At 68.1% G+C, this 18499-nt stretch carries 23 protein-coding genes and 1 tRNA gene; 11 read left to right on the forward strand and 13 right to left on the reverse strand.

Features of this window, described 5'->3' with window-relative positions; translation table 11 throughout:
• Positions 1-11: 11 nt before the first annotated feature.
• A complete protein-coding gene (locus HWV07_RS18355) occupies positions 12-1256 on the forward strand; it encodes an MmgE/PrpD family protein (protein ID WP_178335718.1) in 1245 nt (414 codons plus the stop codon).
• On the opposite strand, the gene HWV07_RS18360 is transcribed toward HWV07_RS18355, so the two are convergent.
• From HWV07_RS18360 to HWV07_RS18370, 3 genes are all read right to left on the reverse strand, one after another.
• Complete coding sequence (locus HWV07_RS18360) at positions 1253-1438, reverse strand: DUF7317 family protein (RefSeq protein ID WP_178335719.1); 186 nt, start codon at positions 1436-1438, stop codon at positions 1253-1255. The genes HWV07_RS18355 and HWV07_RS18360 overlap by 4 nt on opposite strands.
• Positions 1439-1779: 341 nt before the next feature.
• On the reverse strand, positions 1780-2373 hold the full coding sequence (locus HWV07_RS18365) for an NUDIX hydrolase (RefSeq protein ID WP_178335720.1): 594 nt from the start codon (positions 2371-2373) through the stop codon (positions 1780-1782).
• Positions 2374-2464: 91 nt separating this feature from the next.
• Positions 2465-3403: a diacylglycerol/lipid kinase family protein gene (locus HWV07_RS18370; RefSeq protein ID WP_178335721.1), complete on the reverse strand. Its 939-nt coding sequence runs from the start codon at positions 3401-3403 to the stop codon at positions 2465-2467.
• 53 nt (positions 3404-3456) lie between these two features.
• On the opposite strand from HWV07_RS18370, the gene HWV07_RS18375 reads away from it, so the two are divergent.
• A complete protein-coding gene (locus HWV07_RS18375) occupies positions 3457-4107 on the forward strand; it encodes a PHP domain-containing protein (protein ID WP_178335722.1) in 651 nt (216 codons plus the stop codon).
• Positions 4108-4128: 21 nt separating this feature from the next.
• Here HWV07_RS18375 and HWV07_RS18380 read toward each other — a convergent pair whose 3' ends face one another.
• A complete protein-coding gene (locus HWV07_RS18380) occupies positions 4129-4542 on the reverse strand; it encodes an Lrp/AsnC family transcriptional regulator (protein ID WP_178335723.1) in 414 nt (137 codons plus the stop codon).
• 102 nt (positions 4543-4644) lie between these two features.
• Here HWV07_RS18380 and carA point away from each other — a divergent pair, with 102 nt between their 5' ends.
• The gene (carA, locus tag HWV07_RS18385) at positions 4645-5709 is read left to right on the forward strand and encodes a glutamine-hydrolyzing carbamoyl-phosphate synthase small subunit (protein WP_178335724.1); all 1065 of its coding nucleotides are present in this window, start codon (positions 4645-4647) and stop codon (positions 5707-5709) included.
• Positions 5710-5787: 78 nt separating this feature from the next.
• Here carA and HWV07_RS18390 read toward each other — a convergent pair whose 3' ends face one another.
• The 9 genes from HWV07_RS18390 to HWV07_RS18430 form a co-directional block, all read right to left on the reverse strand.
• The gene (locus HWV07_RS18390) at positions 5788-6327 is read right to left on the reverse strand and encodes an NUDIX hydrolase (protein WP_178335725.1); all 540 of its coding nucleotides are present in this window, start codon (positions 6325-6327) and stop codon (positions 5788-5790) included.
• Positions 6328-6612: 285 nt separating this feature from the next.
• Positions 6613-7764 (reverse strand): sensor histidine kinase, encoded by a 1152-nt coding sequence (locus HWV07_RS18395; protein WP_178335726.1) that lies wholly within the window; start codon positions 7762-7764, stop codon positions 6613-6615.
• Positions 7765-7943: 179 nt separating this feature from the next.
• Entirely contained in the window at positions 7944-9287 is a 1344-nt protein-coding gene (gene hmgB, locus HWV07_RS18400) for a hydroxymethylglutaryl-CoA synthase (RefSeq protein WP_178335727.1), read from the reverse strand.
• A 110-nt stretch (positions 9288-9397) separates the two neighbouring features.
• Positions 9398-10648, reverse strand: a complete 1251-nt coding sequence (locus HWV07_RS18405; RefSeq protein WP_178335728.1) for a hypothetical protein — start codon at positions 10646-10648, stop codon at positions 9398-9400.
• A 175-nt stretch (positions 10649-10823) separates the two neighbouring features.
• A complete protein-coding gene (locus tag HWV07_RS18410) occupies positions 10824-11402 on the reverse strand; it encodes a DUF2150 family protein (protein WP_178335729.1) in 579 nt (192 codons plus the stop codon).
• Positions 11403-11495: 93 nt separating this feature from the next.
• A complete protein-coding gene (locus HWV07_RS18415) occupies positions 11496-11810 on the reverse strand; it encodes an MTH1187 family thiamine-binding protein (protein WP_178335730.1) in 315 nt (104 codons plus the stop codon).
• Between the two features lie 176 nt (positions 11811-11986).
• Positions 11987-12190, reverse strand: coding sequence for a hypothetical protein (locus HWV07_RS18420; RefSeq protein WP_178335731.1), 204 nt, complete (start codon positions 12188-12190; stop codon positions 11987-11989).
• 103 nt (positions 12191-12293) lie between these two features.
• Positions 12294-12665 carry a hypothetical protein gene (locus HWV07_RS18425; RefSeq protein ID WP_178335732.1) on the reverse strand — a complete coding sequence of 124 codons (372 nt, stop codon included), beginning with the start codon at positions 12663-12665 and terminating at the stop codon, positions 12294-12296.
• A gap of 114 nt (positions 12666-12779) precedes the next feature.
• Positions 12780-12850: transfer RNA gene (locus HWV07_RS18430), tRNA-Gly, on the reverse strand.
• A 194-nt stretch (positions 12851-13044) separates the two neighbouring features.
• On the opposite strand from HWV07_RS18430, the gene HWV07_RS18435 reads away from it, so the two are divergent.
• Genes HWV07_RS18435 through HWV07_RS18470 form a run of 8 tightly spaced genes read left to right on the forward strand, consistent with a single transcriptional unit; the run spans position 13045 to position 18498 of the window.
• Positions 13045-13884, forward strand: coding sequence for a putative RNA uridine N3 methyltransferase (locus HWV07_RS18435; RefSeq protein WP_178335733.1), 840 nt, complete (start codon positions 13045-13047; stop codon positions 13882-13884).
• 5 nt (positions 13885-13889) lie between these two features.
• Positions 13890-14900: a 50S ribosomal protein L3 gene (locus HWV07_RS18440; protein WP_178335734.1), complete on the forward strand. Its 1011-nt coding sequence runs from the start codon at positions 13890-13892 to the stop codon at positions 14898-14900.
• 3 nt (positions 14901-14903) lie between these two features.
• Positions 14904-15650, forward strand: a complete 747-nt coding sequence (gene rpl4p / locus HWV07_RS18445; protein ID WP_178335735.1) for a 50S ribosomal protein L4 — start codon at positions 14904-14906, stop codon at positions 15648-15650.
• On the forward strand, positions 15647-15895 hold the full coding sequence (locus tag HWV07_RS18450; protein ID WP_178335736.1) for a 50S ribosomal protein L23: 249 nt from the start codon (positions 15647-15649) through the stop codon (positions 15893-15895). Before rpl4p ends, HWV07_RS18450 begins: the two co-directional genes overlap by 4 nt.
• A 2-nt stretch (positions 15896-15897) precedes the next feature.
• Positions 15898-16629, forward strand: coding sequence for a 50S ribosomal protein L2 (locus HWV07_RS18455; protein ID WP_178335737.1), 732 nt, complete (start codon positions 15898-15900; stop codon positions 16627-16629).
• Positions 16626-17048, forward strand: a complete 423-nt coding sequence (locus tag HWV07_RS18460; protein ID WP_178335738.1) for a 30S ribosomal protein S19 — start codon at positions 16626-16628, stop codon at positions 17046-17048. The genes HWV07_RS18455 and HWV07_RS18460 overlap by 4 nt, the downstream gene beginning before the upstream one ends.
• A 2-nt stretch (positions 17049-17050) precedes the next feature.
• Positions 17051-17521, forward strand: a complete 471-nt coding sequence (locus HWV07_RS18465; RefSeq protein WP_178335739.1) for a 50S ribosomal protein L22 — start codon at positions 17051-17053, stop codon at positions 17519-17521.
• Positions 17521-18498 (forward strand): 30S ribosomal protein S3, encoded by a 978-nt coding sequence (locus tag HWV07_RS18470; protein ID WP_178335740.1) that lies wholly within the window; start codon positions 17521-17523, stop codon positions 18496-18498. Before HWV07_RS18465 ends, HWV07_RS18470 begins: the two co-directional genes overlap by 1 nt.
• The last annotated feature ends 1 nt before the right edge of the window (position 18499 follow it).

Below are 18499 nucleotides of genomic sequence, written 5' to 3' on the forward strand. Positions count from 1 at the left end.
CATCCCCTAGCATGACTTCGACGGAGGAGCTCGCGGCCTTCGCGACCGAGGTGAGCTACGACGCCCTCCCGGAAGCCGTCCGCGAGGCGGTCAAGCGTCGGGTCCTCGACGCCGTCGGGGTGGGGCTCGGCGCGGTCGGCGACCACCCGACCGACGCCGTCCGCCGGGCCGTGTCCGTCCAGAACGCGACCGGCCGGAGCCGCCTGTGGGGCTCGGAGCTGAGCGCCTCGCCGTCCGACGCCGCGATGTACGACGCGGCGCTGGTCGCCTCGGGCAACGGCGCGGTGTTCCTCGCGCCGACGCTCGCTTCGGCCGGCGACGGCGTGGCCGCGGTCCTCGCGGCCGGCGAGGCCCGCAGCGCCAACGGCGAGGACGTCCTGGCTGGACTGGCGGTCGCCCACGAGGTCCGCGGCGAACTGGCCTGGAACGTCCCCGTCGACGGCTTCCACCCGGCCAGCCACGGCGCCGTCGCCGGGGCCGCCGGCGTCGGGCGAACGATGGACCTCGCGCCGGACGTCCTGGCGAACGCCGTCGGCCTCGCGGCCACGCAGGCGACGCTGTCCGTCGGCGGCGAGGTCGATCCGCTGGCGGCCGGCACGGCCGCCCAGACCGCCGTCTACGCGTGTCTGCTGGCCGACGGCGGTATCGAGGGCCCGGACCCGCTGGACGACCCCGAGGGCTGGGCGGCCCACGTCGGCCCGTTCGACCTGGACCTGGACCCCGGCTGCGAGCGGGTCGAGGACGCAGCGCTGCTGCCCTACGCCGTCCACCCCTACGCCCAGACCGCAGTCGAGGCGGGGGTCGAACTCGCCGGGGACGCCGCGCTCGACCCCGCCGACGTCGAGTCGGTCCGCGTCGAGACGTTCGCCGACGCCGTCCCGGAGGTCGACCCGCGGGCGGTCGCCGCCGCGCTCGTCGACCGCGACCTGCCGGCCCGCCCGGGCGACCGCGCGGACCTCCAGCCGGTCGCCGAGACGGTCGCGATAGAGGAGACCGAGGACCTGACGTCGCGGGCGGCCGAGGGAGCGGTACCGGCCCGCGTCGTCGTCGAGTGCCGCGACGGCGCCGTCCACGAGGCCGACCGGCAGTGGTTCACCGGCCACCCCGCGGACCCGGCGACGTGGGGGACGGTCGAGGAGAAGTTCCACGCCGCCGTCGGCGACCGCTACGACGCGGACCGCCGCACCGAGATCGTCGACACGGTCCGCGGCCTCGAGGCCGAGAGCGCCGCCGAACTCACCCGCCTGCTCGACTAGGCCGGTTCGGTGTTCGACTCGTCGTCGACGTCGGGGTCGGGCGCGGGGACGACCGTCCCGGAGGTCCGCGCGTAGTGCCGGAGTTCCGACCGCGAGATGTCGGCGCGCCGCACCGCCTCCTCCTCGGTCAGCGCCCCCGACAGGTACAGTGCCACGGCCGTCCGGACCTGGTCGTCGTACATCGTACAGAATCGCGGTAATCTCCCCACTCTTGTAAATCTATCTCCGACGAAGGCGACCGAACAGCGTTTAGTACTTTGATAAAGACGACGGGCGTTTGTTCGAGGTCTAATCGGGTAACCAGACGTCCAGGAATCTTCTGTCCACTGAAACCGTCACAACCCCGACGCTCGCGGCCAGGAGGACGCGGGGAAATGGTAGCTGATCGAGGGTTTCGCCGTACGACGCGGCAGCTTCGGCTAGTCGATCGAAGAATCTCGTTGGAGGATGGATGCATACGAAAGCCGGACCGTGCAGCGACTGGCGGCTTGGATCGGAACTGGAGAACGAGGTTTCGGTTACTCTACGCGTCGCCGACGTCCCGACGCATGGCGATCTCGAACCACGGACAGAGGCGCAGTTGCCGGTACCACTTGGGGTGTTCGTGGAGCCGCTGGTAGGGCACCCACATCAGGCCGGCGACCTCCGCCTCGTCGGGGTCGAGTTCGTGGTCCTGGAGGGTGCACTGCAGCACCGAGCAGACCTCCCACTCGACGCCCTCGTTCATGTAGTAGCGCTTGTACTCGAACTTGTCCGTGACCCGGAGGTCGTCGTACTGGTCCGGGGAGACGCCGAGTTCCTCCTCGAGCCGCTGGCGGGTCGCCTCGACCTGCGTCTGGCCCTCGACCGGGTGGGAGGCGACCGTGCCGTCCCAGAAGGTGTCCCAGAGGCGCTTGCCCGGGGCTCGCTGGGCCAGCAGGATGTTGTCGTCGCCGTCGAAGACCAGCGCCGTGAACGCGCGGTGGCGGATGCCCTCGCCGGTGTGGGCGTCGAGGCGGTTGACCAGCTCCGTCGGCTCGTCGTCGGCGTCGACGGCGATGACGTCCTGGAGGGCGTTCTCGTGGTCCTGCGCGCCCTCCGCGCTCGACCCCGCGGAGTCGACGTCGTCGGTGCTCATGGGCGTTCAATCGGTGGTGGTTGTTAAGGACTCTTCGAAACGGGTCACTCCGCCGGGTCCGCTGCCGGGGCTGGGTTCCGGCCCGCGGGCCTCACTCGCCCGGCGCGGGCTCGTAGGCCTCGCCGACCCGGAGCCCGAGGCACTGCCGGTCGACTGACAGCCGGAGGTCGTTGGCCGACAGCATCTCGCCGTCGAGGCTGAACGACACCGGCTCGTCGTCCCGGACGGCCAGCTGCAGCGCCGGCGTCCGCAGCCGCGTGATGTGGTCGGCCTCGGCGTCGAGCAGCCGCCGCCGGGCCTCCTCGCCGACGAGGTCGAAGGTGGGGCGGTCCTCGATGATCGCTACGTCGAGGAGACCGTCCTCCATGTTGGCCTGCGTCGCTCCCTCGACGGGGAACCGACGGCCGTTGCCGATCAGCACCATCATCGCCTCGCCGTCCCACGTCGTCTCGATATCGTCGCTGGTGTGGACGCGCATCGGGATCGGGTCGAACTGCTGGGCCTCCCGGAGGCCGTTGAGCACGTACGCGAGCGTCCCGAGGCGGTTCTTCTGCTCGTGGTCGGTGCTCGCGCTGGCCTCGGCCGTGATGCCGCAGATACAGGAGTTGACGAACGGCCGGCCCTCGTCGGTCGCGGACTCCCAGGCCGTCCCGAGGTCGATCTGCCGTTCCTCGCCGTCGACGAGGACCTCGAAGGCCTGGGGGATGCTCTCGACCCCGATGTTGCCCGCGAAGTTGTTGCCGGTCCCGGCCGGGACGACCCCGAGCGTCGTGTCCTCGAGGGCGTCGGCGGCGACGAGCCCCCGGACGGTCTCGTTGATCGTGCCGTCGCCGCCGCAGGCCGCGACGAGCGACGCCCGGCGGGAGGCCCGCTCGGTTAGCGGCGCCGCGCCCTCCTCCTCTGTCGTCTCTACGACGTCGAACCCGTACTCGTCGGCGAGGCGCCTGACCTGCGGGCCGTGGTCGCCGGCCCCGGAGACCGGGTTCAACACGACGACGCGGCCGCCCGTCGCCTCGGTGGAGTCGGCCATCGTATTCCGTTGAACCCAGAAAGACAAATAAGCTGGCACCCGACGTTCCGGACGTGTACCACGTCGACTTGCACGCGCACACGCGATTCTTCCACTCGATCCCGGAGCAAGCGACGCCGTACGATCCCATCGGGGCCCGACTCCTCGGGCGGACCGCCAGCGCCCGCGGCCTCGACGCCGTGGCGCTCACGAACCACGACTACTACGAGCCGTTCGCCGACAGCGGCGTGACGTTCATCCCCGGCATCGAGGTGACGACGACGAAGGGCCACGTCCTCGTCGTCGGCCCCGACCCCCCCGACCACACCGAGGCGGGGACCCTGACCCCCGAGGAGGTCGTCGAGGAGGCCCACGACCGCGACTGCGCCGCCATCCTCCCGCACCCCTTCCGGAGCAGCTCCGTCCGGGAGAGCCAGGCGCCCTTCGACGCCGTCGAGCTCAACGGCAAGCACCCCGACACACACGACCGGGTCCGGCGGCTGGCCGAGGAGCGATCGCTGCCGATGACCGGCGGTAGCGACGCGCACTTCCCGTTCGAGGCCGCCCGCGGCTTCACGCGCGTCGAAGCCGAGGAGCTGACCCCGGAGAGCGTCGTGGAGGCGGTCCGCGACGGCCGCGTCGAGCCGATCTACCGCGGCGGCCCCCTGGAGCGGTTGCTCCAGCCGGCCTACCGGACGATACACAAGATGAAGGGCGCCAAGTAGCGGTCCGCCGACCGCCGTCCGTCACCCGAGCTTCTCGTCGAGGATGAGCCGCGTCTTCGTGGAGACGACCTCGTCGAGTTCGCGCGCACGGGTGATGAGGTCGTTGAGCGTCCCGGTGTCGGCGGTGTCGGCGACGACGACGATGTCCTCCTCGCCGGAGACCTGCCAGACGAAGTCGACCTCGGTCCACTCGGCCATCCGGTCGGAGATGTGGCTGGTGTCGACGTCGACGGCGACGCCGACCTCGACCATGGCCTTGACGTTCCCGGTCCGCGTAGCGATGGTGAACCGCTCGATGACGCCGTCCTCGATGAGCCGCTCGACGCGGTTGCGGACCGTCCCCTCCGAGGTCCCGATGCGGTCGGCGATCTCCGTGTAGGGCGTCCGGGAGTCGCGACGGAGGATCGCGAGTATCTCGCGGTCGAGGTCGTCCATCGAGGTGCGTACCTTCCCCCCGGGACCACTTACCCGTTACGAATTTCGTAACGACGCTTCGAACACAAGCGTTATTTGGGGGTGATTCGTACGCATCTCGTAATGACCGATGCCTACGTAGCGCTCGAGGACGGCCGCACCGTCGAAGCACGCGCCCGCGCGCCGGGTCGCAGCCGCGGCGAACTGGTGTTCACGACCGCTTACACCGGCTACGAGGAGTCGCTGACCGACCCGAGCTACGAGGAGCAGATCCTCACCTTCTCGTATCCGCTCATCGGCAACTACGGCGTCCGGGAGGAACGCTTCGAGTCCGACCGCGTCCACCCGCGGGCGGTCGTCGCTCGCGAGCTCACCGAGGACGTCGCCGAGTGGCTCGAGAGCGAGGGCGTCCCCGCCGTCGACCACCTGGACACCCGCGACCTCGTGACCGGCATCCGCGAGCAGGGTGCCATGAAGTGCGGCATCGCCGCCGGCCCCGACGCGACCCCCGAGGCCGCCCGGGAGGAGCTCGCCGAGTGCAAGGAGATGAGCGACCACACCGACATCGGCGCGCAGGTCTCCGTCGACGAGCAGCTCACCCACAACGCCGATGGCGACGGCCCGACCGTCGCGCTCGTCGACTGCGGCGCGAAGGGCTCCATCGTCGACTCCCTCGTCGAGCGCGACGCCGTCGTCGAGGTCCTGCCGTACGACGCGGCGCCCGAGGACGTCGAGGCGATCGACCCCGACGTGATCTTCATCTCCAACGGCCCCGGCGACCCGAAGAACTTCGAGGCCGCCGCAGACCTCGTCGACGAGTACGTCGGCGACGTCCCGATGGCCGGCATCTGCCTCGGCCAGCAGGTCATCGCCGAGGCCCTCGGCGGCGAGACCGAGAAGATGGAGTTCGGCCACCGCGGCGTCAACCAGCCCGTCCAGGACCTCCGTACCGGGAAGGTCGTCATGACGACCCAGAACCACGGCTACACGGTCTCGGAACCCGGCGAGCTCGAGGTCACCCAGAAGAACGTCAACGACGACACCCCGGAGGGCCTCGAGAGCGACGAACTGGGCGTCATCACGCGTCAGTACCACCCCGAGGCCAACCCCGGCCCCCACGACACGCTCGGCTTCTTCGACGACGTCGTCGAGATGATCGAGGCGGCGCCGAAGCCGAACGCCGACTGACTAACTGACTGCCCGCGTTTCTCTCCTCCCGGTCACCGGCTCCCGTTCTTCGAGCGTTCCCGCCCGACGACCTGCCGGTCAGTCGAGGAACAGGTCCGTCCCCGGAATCTCGTCGGCGTCCGCTGGTCGTTCGTCGAACCAGCCGGCTTCCTCGACGGCCTCGCCGGCAGCCACCGCCGCGTCCAGGTCGTACTCCCCCGAGACGGGCGCGGCGCCGAACGTGACGAACCCGCGGGACGCCGTCCGTTCGCCGTCCTCGGTCCGGACGCCGATGTTCCAGACGCCGGCGACCGACTCCAGTTCGAGGGTGAACCCGATGGTCTCCTCGACGTGCTCGACGATCGACCGGGCGAAGTCGTCGCCGGGGCCGACCGTCGCGACCGGGATTTTCCAGGAACAGGTGTTGGTGAGTCGCCGGAACAGCAGGTCGCCGTCCGGGTTCGTGACGCCGACGGCGGCCAGATCCGGGAGGTCGGCGACCGCCCCGACGGTCTCGCCGTCGACGACGTCGCTCTCCTCGTGGTAGGGGACGCCGTCGCGGTCGCGTAGCGACTCGTAGTCGTCGATCGAATCGATACCGGTCGAAGCGGGGTCGTCCGTGGCTCTGTGGCTCGTCATCGCGTAGTGATGGAGGTCCGCGTGGAGGCATTTCGGTACCGTGCTGTACCCCGTTCAGGGAGCGTCACCTACGCCAGCGGCGACTCCCGGGGTCAGCAGCAGTGCGAACGATGGTGCTACCTCCTCGGGTAACGGTAAATAGTTTTCCCGGTCTTCGACTGGAAGAATATCCTGGGAGACTGAAGCGCCGGACGTCGATACCGGGTCGCGGGCCTGGTCCCGAGCCCCAATACAGACCGCGGGACGGCCGGATCGCTGGCGTGCCGAACCGGCCGCGAGGACGCCTCACTGCTCGATCGGTTCGGCGGCGTCGACGGCGTCCCGTCGCTGGAGGCCGGGCGGGAGGCTGAATGAGAACGTGGTCCCCTCGCCGACCGTCGAGTCGACCCAGATCTCGCCGTCGTGGCGCTCGACGATTCGCTCGCAGAGCGCGAGCCCGATGCCCGACCCCTCGTGCTCGTCGATCGAGTGGAGCCGCTGGAAGATGTCGAAGATGCGGTCCTCGTTGCCGGACTCGATACCGATCCCCTCGTCGCGGACCGAGACCACCGGATCGGAGCCGGCCGGCTCCTCGACGCCGACGTGTATCCGCGGCGGTCCGTCGCCGCTGTACTCGATCGCGTTGCTCAGGAGGTTCTGGAAGAGCTGGTGGAGCTGTCGTTCGTCGCCGCGGACGGCCGGGAGGGGATCGCGGGTGAGTTCGGTGTCGGTCTCGTCGATCCTGAACTGGAGGTCGGTGAGCACGTCGTCGAGGACGTCGTCGAGTCCGACGGTATCGAAGGACTCGCCCCGCGTCCCCACCCGGGAGTAGTCGAGCAGGCCGTCGATCATCCCACGCATCCGCTCGGCGCCGTCGACGGCGTAGCCCATGAACTCCCGGCAGTCCTCGTCGAGGTCGTCGCCCAGCCGTCGCTCTACGAGTTCGAGGTACCGGGTCACCATCCGGAGCGGCTCCTGGAGGTCGTGGGAGGCGGCGTAGGCGAACTGCTCGAGGCGCTCGTTCGACGCCTCTAGCTGTTCGACGGCCTCCTCGCGCTCCCGTTCGGCGCGCCGGAGCTTCTCGTTCTGCGTCTCGAGGACGCGGGCGTTGGTGAACGCGATCGCCTCGTGGACGCTGATCCCCAGTCCCGCGATGGAGCCGATCGACAGGAGGACGGCCTGCGTCCCGAAGGTGAACTGGACGTCGACCCCGGGGTGGATGACCCGCAGCCAGAGGACCACGCCCATCACGCCGATGCCGCCGAGGACCCAGCCCACGATGCGGGGGTACAGCTCCGGTTCGATGGACGCGGACGGCAGCCAGCGCCCGACGTACAGCATCACGAGGCCCGGGGAACACAGGAGGACCAGATCCAGCGTGGCCTCCAGGAGTCCGTCACCCCCGGTCAGCGCGGCGAACGCTTTCACGAACGCGGCGACCAGCAGCACCCCTCCCATCGCGGGTATCACCAGCTGCCAGTATCCGGTCGCACCTCTCGACGTACCGGGGAGCGCCCCACTCATCACGCCCAATACAGTGGGCCGATTCCTTTGAGGACAGCCTTTAACTATACAAGGTCTTTATAAGCGGAGGTCGATTTGGTGGGTCGAATCCGTCCGCGGCGGCGGCCGAACTGTTACTCGACGTACTGGTACTTCCGCTCGCCCATCCGGCCCCAGCCGTCGAAGACGAACTCCTCGTCGGGCGTCCGGAACTCCTCGACGCCGCGCTCCTCGTCGAAGTTGTGGGCGTCGTGGACGTCCTCGTATTCGTCGAAGTCGAGGTCGTAGCGGGCCTCGAGCTGCTCGTCGACGTTCAGCGCGTCGATCTCGTCGAGCCAGTTCTCCTGGACGGTCTCGACGTGAATCTCCGCCTGCGCGCCGGACCCGTAGGAGCCGACCAGCAGCTTCTGTCCGGTCGCGTCCTCGCCGTCCTCGGCCAGCGCCTTCAGCCCGGAGACGCGGGCGACGTGGACCGAGCCGGTGTACCAGTTGCCGACCTCCCGGGAGATGGACAGCGTCGGGTCGATGGTCCGGTCGTACCACTCCTGGTAGCGGTCGGTGTCCTTCAGCTTGTCCGTATAGTCGCCGAGGGCGTCCATGTACGCGGCATCGTCGTCGAAGGCCTCCGGACGCGGCTGCCGGCCGATCTGGTCGTCGAGGTCGTCCTCGATCTCCGTGTCGCGGGTGATGTGCCGGTAGGCGAGCACGGCGGCCTTCCGGACCATCCCCGGGAACGGGGTGTGGAACGGCCCGAGCCGGAAGTCGTCGGGGTGGATGTCCCCCGCGACGGACTCGTAGTCGACCAGCGCCTCGCGCATGCGGGCGAGGTATACCTTCACCGAGCGCTTGCCGTCGACGCTGGGGAACTGCTGCTGGGGCTTCAGGAAGTCCGTCTCGTCGGCGGAGCCGTACCCCTGGGCGTTCGACAGCTCGACGAGGTCGGGGTCCTCGTCGATGAGCATCGCGACGGCGCCCGCGCCCTGCGTCGCCTCGCCGGGGTCGTCGCGGGCGTACAGCGCCGTGTCGGTCGCGATGACCAGCGCCGCGCGGCCGCGGTGCCGCCCCGCGCGGATCCAGTTGTACGCGTCGTCGATGCTCTGGGTGCCCGCGACGCAGGCGAACTTCCGCTCGCCCTTGTTGGCGTGGTGGAAGTCGCCCTCGTAGACCTGCTCCAGACAGCCCGCGATGTACGTCGAGACGGGCTTGGAGTGGTCGAAGGCGGACTCCGTGGCCACGTCGATGCGGCCGATGTCCTCGGGTTCGAGTCCCTTCCGGTCCATCAGCCGGTGGGCGGCGTTGGCGCCCATCGTCACGATGTCCTCGTAGGTGTCCGGGAAGGAACTCGCGTACAGCCCCAGGCCCTTTGTGTACTTGCCGGGGTCGTCGCCCATCTTCGGGGCGAAGGTCTCGGCGAGGTCGAGTTTGAGCTTGCCCGTGTGGATCTCGATGGCGTCGATGCCCACGCTCTGGTCGGTCATGTACGGAACGTCGGGAGTTTGCTATAAGGGTCTGTCGACGCAGGGTTCGACGTTTGTCGAAGAACGGTGGTCTGTCACTGTGCCTTCTCTAAGAATCCAATCTCCGAGGCCTAAAATTCCCCACCGACGAAGTACGTCGCTCGCTCTCCCGTTTCGAGGGTAAAGGTGATGACGATGAAATCCTGGTTCACGTTGATGTTCCTGTCGAACTCGATTTCGACCGAAGCCGTGCCGCCGTCACCTTCTAACAGTACGGGTGGTGTAAGATCATTGAACTCACCCATTACCGGCCAATTTTCTCCCCGAGGATTGTCACCTGCTCCGATCGCGTTGACCGCGACTACCTTTTCCGGTTTCTGATTACCGTGGTAGAAATTGATCCGGCCTTCTGTGAAGTTATTTTGGCCACCGGAGTTCTCGAAGGTCAACGTCACGGCATTTTTGTTCCAATCGGCTCCGACGAGCTGGACTCCACCGGGTGCCGCCGGATTGATGTCGTCGTCCGCACCCCGCACTTGCGCTGGTGCGTTATCTGGCTGATCACCGACCCCGATGACGGGACAGGTGATGTCGTACGAGCCGGCTTCGAGGGCGATGTCCACGTTGGAACCGTTGGGACTCACTGACTCGACCTTCCCGTCCTCGCCCATCTCGTCTTCCAGCAGGCGCTCCCACTGTTCTGCGCCGAGTTCTGTGGGGACAGTCAACGTCATACCGGACCCGGTCGCCTTACCGACGCCCGCCTTCCCCGGGTACAGATCCACAGTGTGCCGCTCCGTCCCGTGCTCCGAGACCTCACCCACGAGGGGCGGGATGAGGATGTCTGTCCCCTGGATGAGCGTCTGCTCGGTGGTCAGGGTCACGGCGTCGTTCCGGCTGAAGCGGTTGTAGGTGACGGTGTTCTCGTAGACGACCCGAGGGCTGTTCTGGTATTCGTTGTACGCGGGCTGGTAGACGAGCGCTTTGCTCGGGACGCCTCCGTCGCCGCCCTGTTCGACACCGCAGACCTCCGCCAGCGACTCGTCGCCAGTATCGAGGTAGAATCGACCGTTACCCGGTTGTTCCGTGCGGAGTTTGCCACTGACCGGTGGCGGATTCAGCGCGATGAGCCTGGGCTGGTAGTCCGTTCCGAGCGTGAACCCGGCAGAGAAGCGTCGCCCGTCTTCCGCCGCTCCAAGGAAGTCCTCCCGGAAGGTCTGCATCTCGTTCGACGATTCCTGACTGTGCTGGAACTCCACCTGCGAGTTCTGGTTGGGGACGACGTAGCCCTGGTACCCCGCGAACGCGAGCACCAGGATGCCGAACAGCAGGATGAACCCGATCTGGACGGGTTGGCCGCGCTCGTCGCCCCAGAAATCCATGGCCGACCAACGGAACTGGTAACTAAAAGGATGTCCCCTCGCTCCAGCCAGGAGGGAGCCACAGCGTTTACGTCACGCGTGTTGCCGCGACACGTCGGTGATGGGGACGTCGAAGTTCGCCCGGCGAGAATCTTCGAACCGGATCGGCGGTGCCGTCGGAGGGTCGACCGCGGGTTCAGCCGTCCTCTTCGACGACTTCGGGGTCGGCCAGCGCGGTCCCCAGCGAGTCGAGGCCGTTGACCCACTCGGCGACGAGGCCGTACTCGATGTCCTCGGCGACCTCCATGTCGAGTTCCTCGCCGGCGAAGAGCAGCGTTCCGGCCTGCGCGCAGTGGGCGAGGGCGGCGTCGAGGTCCTCCTCGGCCTCGGCGTCGGCCGCGCCGCGGATGTACTCCTCGACGGTGCCGTCCTCGGCGGGGCCGGCGGCGATGTACTCCTCGGCGGCGTAGAAGACGCAGACCAGCGAGGTCTGGACGCCGTCGACGAGCATCAGCTTCTCCTCGTCCTCGAACTCGACCTCCGAGAGGACGATATCGCGGAGGTGGGCGAGCTCCTGGAGGGCGGCGTCCTCGTCGAGCTCCCCGTCCTCGTAGTCGGTGACGATCTTCGCGATCGCGATGGCGGTGTCGTCCTGGAGGTTCAACAGGAGGCGGGCGGAGTCCTCGTTCTCGGGGTCGATCTCCTCCTCCCGGAGCCTGTCGAGCCAGTTGTTCCAGCGTTCCTCGGTGTAGTACTCGCCGGGGGGCGTGCTCATGCCAGAACGTATGTTGGGCGGGGGATATGCCTTTTCCTTATCTCAGGCTGCGCGCCGCTCGCAACGGACGACCACCGGCCATCCACGTGGCCATCACGACCGCTCTCCGCGGGGTTCGCGGCCGAGCTCGCGCTCGACGGCCTCGACCTTCTCGGCGGCGTCGTGGTCCCGCGTCCGCTTGTCGTCGATCTTGAGGAACGTGCTCACGCGGTCGGCGTCGACCGCCCTGTGGGCGGCGGTCGCGGCGGCCATCAGCTCCTCGATTTCGTCGGCTTCGAGAATCGTCCCCATCGGCGTGGTCTCGTAGCTCACGTCGAAGTCCTCCAGGGCGTCGACCGCCTTCGCGACCTCCGGAGCCATGCTGTCCTCGATCACCGGTGCGACGCTCAGTAACGCGACGACGCTCATACGGGGCCTACGTGCGCCACCGAGTTATAGCGTACCCCCGAGACGTGGCCGGTGGGCTGTAGCGCAACGTCGCCGGTGGGCTACAGTGCAGACTATAGTGCAGACGATTCTATCTCCTCACGCGTGCGCGTGAATTAACAAGAGAGCTACCGCGGCGGGGCTTTCGACCCGGTCGGTCACTTGGCCGGGAGTTCGTACTTCCGCAGCACGAGCATCCCGCGCTCGTTGAGAGCGAGGCTGTAACGCCCGACGGAGACGGTCACGAGGTCCTCGTCCGACCACGCGGCGAACCGGCTCCGACCGAGTACCCGCACGCTGGTCACGGCCGGTACCTCGACGGAGACCGGCCCGAACTCCAGCACTCGACGGGTGGTACCCATAGACTCGCCACGGGGTCGCGAGTACTTTAGTCTACCACCCCTTTCAGCCGCTGAAAGAGGTGAGATAGGTGACAGAATCGCCGGTGTCGTCCGCTACCGTGGACTAGCTCCCGTTCTGACTGCTGCCATCGCCGCCACCGTCTCCGGTCCCGCTCTGGTTCCCGCCGGTTCCGCCACTGCTCTCAGTCTCCGCGTCACCCGGTGTCCGCTCCTCGACCGTCCTGTTGCCCGAACCCCGGGTCGAGTTATCCTCGGGGGCGTACGGGTCGTCCGCCTCCTCGTCGGTCGGGACTCCGCTACCGGATTCGTTACCCTCCTGGGCCACGGAGTCGGTCTCGGTTCCGCCGTCGCCGGAGGCGTTCCCGTCGTCGCCCTCGTCGCCGCCCGGGCTTCCACACCCTGCGAGCGCCGCCGCGAATGCCGCGCCGGTACCAGTGAGGACTCGCCGCCGTGTCGCGTCGTCTGGAACGTTCACGCCGAATGGTTGGACTTCTGAAGTGAAAAGAGGCGGGCCTAAACGCTGAATTTTGCCTCTACCCTCCGGATGGGCCGGGTGTCGGCGACGCTGTCGGTCGATTCGCCGTAGAAGTGCGTCGGCTGGGATTTGAACCCAGGTTGTGACCATGGCAAGGTCACGTGATACCACTACACTACCGACGCCTTTCGCAATCTCTGGTACCGGGGATATGGATAAAAGGCTTGCGGAACCTCGCCCCGTGTGTGAGTTTCCGCCCCGTCAGCCCCCACCACGGGGCTGTCAACGGAAACCACGGCGGTCGAACATCGCGATACTTTTAAGGTAGCATTCGGTAGGACCGTCACAGTCTAGTGAAGGGACGAGGAAGCGTCACGGCATGACACGCAGCGTGCTCGTGCCGTCGTCTCTGACCCGGGAGGCCGAGGACAAACGCGAGGCGACTCGCAAGCTCGGCTACGTCGCACGCGCGGCGGTCATCTTCCGGGTGGATCGGCTCGTCGTCTACCCCGATTCCGGGGGCGACGACGGCCGGTTCGGCGACGGGTTCGTCAGCACCGTGCTGTCGTACGCCGCCACGGCTCCGTACCTCCGAAAGGAGGCGTGGAGCAGGCGGGACGAACTAGAGTACGCGGGCATCCTGCCGCCGCTCCGCGTCCGTTCACAGACCGGCTCCGGATCGGACGGTTCGGGGTCGTTAAGACAGGGAATCGTGACCGAGGTCGGATCTGACGGGCGCGTCCGGGTCAATTGCGGACTGCAACACCCGATCTCCCTCCCCGTCCCTCCATCGATGGAGGTCGCGGAGGGGGAGCGCGTCACCATCAGGGTCTCTTCGAGAGAACCGGTTCGCGCGAAACTCGTGGACGAACCCCTTCCGGGGTTCTCCGTCGAGCGTGCGACCATCGCGGACGCCCTCACCCGCCCCGACGCCGGCGTACGGATCGCCGCGTCGCGGCACGGCGAGGTGCTGACGGTCGACCGTCTCGGCCAGCTGGTCGAGCGGACGACGTCCGACGGACTGACAGTCGCCTTCGGCGCCCCCGAACGGGGGCTGCCGGAGGTTCTGGACTGCCAGCCCGGCGAGGAGACCATCGACGACGACGAACCCACAGCGCGGTTCGACCTTTGGCTCAATACGGTTCCGAACCAGGGTAGCGAGGTCGTGCGGACGGAGGAGGCTCTGTTCGCCACTCTCGCGCCCCTCACACTGGAGTGAGATAAATGCCACAACCAAGCAGACCACGCAAAGGCTCGATGGGCTTCAGCCCCCGCAGCCGTGCGGCCAGTGAGGTCCCGCGATTCAACTCCTGGCCGGACGACGAGGGACAGCCCGGGCTCCAGGGTTTCGCCGGCTACAAGGCCGGTATGAGCCACGTCGTTTCGATCAACGACGAGCCCAACTCCCCCCGCGAGGGTCAGGAGGAGACCGTCCCGGTGACCGTCGTCGAGACGCCACCGATGCGGGCTGTAGCCGTCCGAGCTTACGAAGACACGCCGTACGGGCAGCGTCCACTGACCGAGGTCTGGACCGACGACGTCCACGACGACCTCGAGCGGGCGCTCTCCGTACCTGAAGGACAGTCCGGCGACGCCGAAAGCGAGATCCGCGATGCACTCGACGAGGGTGCCCTCGGGGACGTGCGGGTCATCACCCACACGGTCCCGAGCCAGCTTTCGAGCGTCCCGAAGAAACGCCCCGACGTGATGGAGACGCGCGTCGGCGGCGGCTCGCTGGACGAGCGCGTCGACTTCGCGTTCGACCTCGTCGACGAGGGCGGGGAACACTCCGTGACGGACGTGTTCCGCGCCGGCGAGTACGCCGACGTCGCGGGCGTCACGAAGGGCAAAGGCACGCAGGGTCCCGTCAAGCGATGGGGCGTCCAGAAGCGGAAGGGCAAGCACGCCCGACAGGGCTGGCGCCGACGCATCGGCAACCTCGGCCCCTGGAACCCCTCGCGCGTCCGGTCGACCGTCCCCCAGCAGGGACAGACCGGCTACCACCAGCGTACGGAGCTGAACAAGCGGCTCGTCGACCTCGGCGACGACGACGTCACCCCGGACGGTGGCTTCGTCAACTACGGCGAGGTCGACGGTTCGTACGCGCTGGTGAAGGGCTCCGTTCCGGGCCCCGACAAGCGCCTCGTGCGCTTCCGCCCGGCGGTGCGACCTGCAGACCAGCCGCGCCTCGACCCCGAGGTTCGGTACGTCTCAACCGCCTCCAACCAGGGATAACACATGAACGCAACAGTACGAGACCTGGACGGCGACGACGCGGGCGAGGTCGACCTGCCGGACGTCTTCGAGACGCCCTACCGGCCCGACCTCATCAAGCGCGCGGTGCTCGCCGCCCAGGCCAACCGACAGCAGGACACAGGTACAGACGAGTACGCGGGTCTCAGGACCCCGGCGGAGTCCCACGGCAGCGGCCGCGGGATGGCGCACGTGCCCAGACAGAACGGGCGCGCACGCGAGGTGCCGCAGGCCGTCTCCGGCCGCCCGGCGCACCCGCCGAAGGTCGAGACGGACCGCGGACTCGAGATGAACACCAAGGAGAAGAAGCTCGCCACCCGCAGCGCCATCGCGGCGACCGCGGACCCGGAGCTCGTCGCCGAGCGCGGTCACGCGTTCGACGACGACCTCGAGATCCCGCTCGTCGTGAGCGACGACTTCGAGGACCTCCAGAAGACGAAGGAGGCCGTCGAGTTCTTCGAGACGCTGGGCGTCTACGCGGACGTCGAGCGCGCCGAGGACGGCAAGACGGTCCGGGCCGGCCGCGGGACGACCCGCGGGCGGAAGTACACGCAGCCGAAGTCGCTCCTGGTCGTCACCAGCGAGGAGCCGTCGCTGGCCGCCCGCAACCTCGCGGGCGCCGACGTCGCGACGGCCGGCGAGGTCAACGCGGAGGATCTCGCGCCCGGCACGCAGGCCGGTCGCCTCACGCTGTGGACCGAGAGCGCCGTCGAGGAGGTGGCGGGGCGATGACGCTGAAGCACCCGCTCGTCACCGAGAAGGCCATGAACGCCATGGACTTCGACAACAAGCTGCAGTTCATCTGCGACACCGGCGCCAGCAAGGGCGAGATCGCCGAGGCCGTCGAGCAGCAGTTCGACGTCTCGGTCGCCTCGGTCAACACGCAGAACACGATGAACGGCGAGAAGAAAGCAACCGTCGAACTCGGGGAAGGCGACGACGCACAGGAAGTCGCCTCCCGGATCGGGGTGTTCTGACCGTGGGACGCAGAATCCAGGGTCAGCGACGTGGCCGCGGGACGTCGACGTTCCGCGCGCCGTCGCACCGATACAAGGCGGACCTCTCGTACCGCAACGTCGAGGACTCGGACGTCGTCTCCGGCGAGGTCGTCGGCATCGAGCACGACCCCGCGCGGTCGGCGCCGCTGGCCGACGTGCAGTTCGAGGACGAGGACCGCCGGCTCGTGCTCGCCCCCGAGGGCGTCACGGTCGGCGACACGATCCAGATCGGCGTCTCCGCCGAGATCGCACCCGGCAACACGATGCCGCTGGCGGAGATCCCGGAGGGCGTCCCGGTGTGCAACGTCGAGCGCCAGCCCGGCGACGGGGGCAAGTTCGCCCGCGCCTCCGGCGTGAGCGCGACGCTGCTCACCCACGACCGCAACGCCGCGGTCGTCCAGCTGCCGAGCGGCGAGATGCGCCGGCTGTCCCCGGAGTGCCGCGCCACGATCGGCGTGGTCGCCGGCGGCGGTCGGACGGAGAAGCCGTTCGTGAAGGCCGGCAACAAGCACCACAAGATGAAAGCGCGCGGGACGAAGTACCCGCGAGTCCGCGGTGTCGCGATGAACGCCGTCGACCACCCCTTCGGTGGCGGCGGCCGACAGCACCCCGGCAAACCTAAGAGCATCTCCCGGAACGCGCCCCCGGGCCGCAAGGTCGGCGACATCGCCTCCAAGCGGACCGGACGCGGCGGCAAAGGAGGTAGAGAATGAGTTCGGAATACCAGATCGGCCACGAGGGGGAGTTCTCCTTCCGTGGTCACACGCTCGACGAGCTGCAGGACATGGAGCTCGACGAGGTCGCGGAACTGCTGCCCGCACGCCAGCGGCGAACCATCGCGCGGGGCCTCTCCGTCGAGAAGCAGAAGCTGCTCGAGAAGGCACGGAACGCCGAGGAGGAGGAGACCGCGAACGACCCGATCCGGACGCACCTGCGGGACATGCCGATCCTGCCGGAGTTCGTCGGACTCACGTTCGCGGTGTACAACGGCCAGAGCTTCGAGCGCGTCGAGGTCGAACCCGAGATGCTCGGGCACTACCTCGGCGAGTTCCAGCTGACTCGCACGTCCGTCGAACACGGACAGGCAGGAATCGGGGCCACCCGCTCCTCGAAGTTCGTACCGCTCAAGTAACCATGGGAATCAGCTACTCAATCGACGCGGATCCGGACACGACGGCGAAAGCCATGCTCCGGGAGCGTCACATGAGCCACAAGCACAGCAAGGAGATCGCCCGCGAGATCAAGGGCAAGACGGCCGGCGAGGCCGTCGAGTACCTGGAGGCGGTCGTCGACGAAGAGCGGTCGGTTCCCTTCAAGTCCCACAACACCGGTGTCGGTCACCGCAACGACATCGACGGCTGGGACGCGGGCCGGTACCCGAACAAGGCGTCGAAGGCGTTCCTCGACCTGCTCGAGAACGCCATCAACAACGCCGACCACCAGGGCTTCGAGGGCGAGGCGATGACCATCGCGCACGTCGCGGCGCACAAGGTCGGGGAGTCCCCCGGCCAGAAGCCGCGGGCGTTCGGTCGTGCCTCCCCCTGGAACACCCCGCAGGTCGACGTCGAACTCGTCCTCGAGACCGAGGAGGAGGGTGACGAATAATGGCCGACGAACACCAGTTCATCGAGAACGGGCTCCAGCGGACCCAGATCGACGAGTTCTTCTCGGACGAGCTGAGCCGCGCGGGCTACGGCGGCATGGACGTCGCCAAGACGCCGATGGGCACCCAGATCGTGCTCAAGGCCGAGAAGCCCGGCATGGTCATCGGCAAGGGCGGGAAGAACATCCGGAAGATCACGACGGAACTCGAGGAGCGGTTCGACCTCGACGACCCACAGATCGACGTCCAGGAGGTGGACGAGCCGGACCTGAACGCCCAGATCGTCGCCGACCGGCTGGCCAACGCCCTCGAGCGCGGCTGGTACTTCCGGAAGGCGGGCCACACGACCATCGACCGCATCATGGACTCCGGCGCCCTCGGCGCCGAGATCGTCCTCAGCGGGAAGGTCACGGGCGCCCGCTCGCGCGTCGAGAAGTTCAATCGCGGGTACATCAAGCACAACGGCGAACCCGCCGAGGAGATCGTCGACCACGGTATCGGGACGGCGGTCATGAAGCTCGGCACCATCGGCGTCCAGGTGAAGATCATCCCGCCGAACGCCGAACTCCCCGACGACTTCGAGGTCTACGAGGACATGGAGGTCGAGGACTTCGTCGAGGAACCCGAGGGCGACGTCGAGGAGCTCCTCGAGGAGCCCGACGAGGCCGACGAACCCGACGCGGCCACCGGCACCGAGGCCGAGGGCGCGGAGGCCCGCGGCGAGGCCGAGGAGGCCGCCGACATCGAGGAGGAGGTCGTCGAAGAGGAGATCGTCCAGTCGGAGGCGGCCGACGAGTCCGACGCCGGCCAGACGAAGTCCGGCGTCTCGGAGACGGCGGCCCAGGAGTCCGACGAGGACATCGACGACCTCGAGGACGCCGAGGAGGACCTCGACGAGGACGTCGCCGCCGAGGCGGAGGAACTCGTCGCCGAGATGGAGGGCGAGGGAGACGCGGACGCCGACGAGGAGGGTGAGTGAT

Origin of the sequence: Natronomonas salina (assembly GCF_013391105.1) — an archaeon.
GTDB classification, from domain to species: Archaea; Halobacteriota; Halobacteria; order Halobacteriales; family Haloarculaceae; genus Natronomonas; species Natronomonas salina.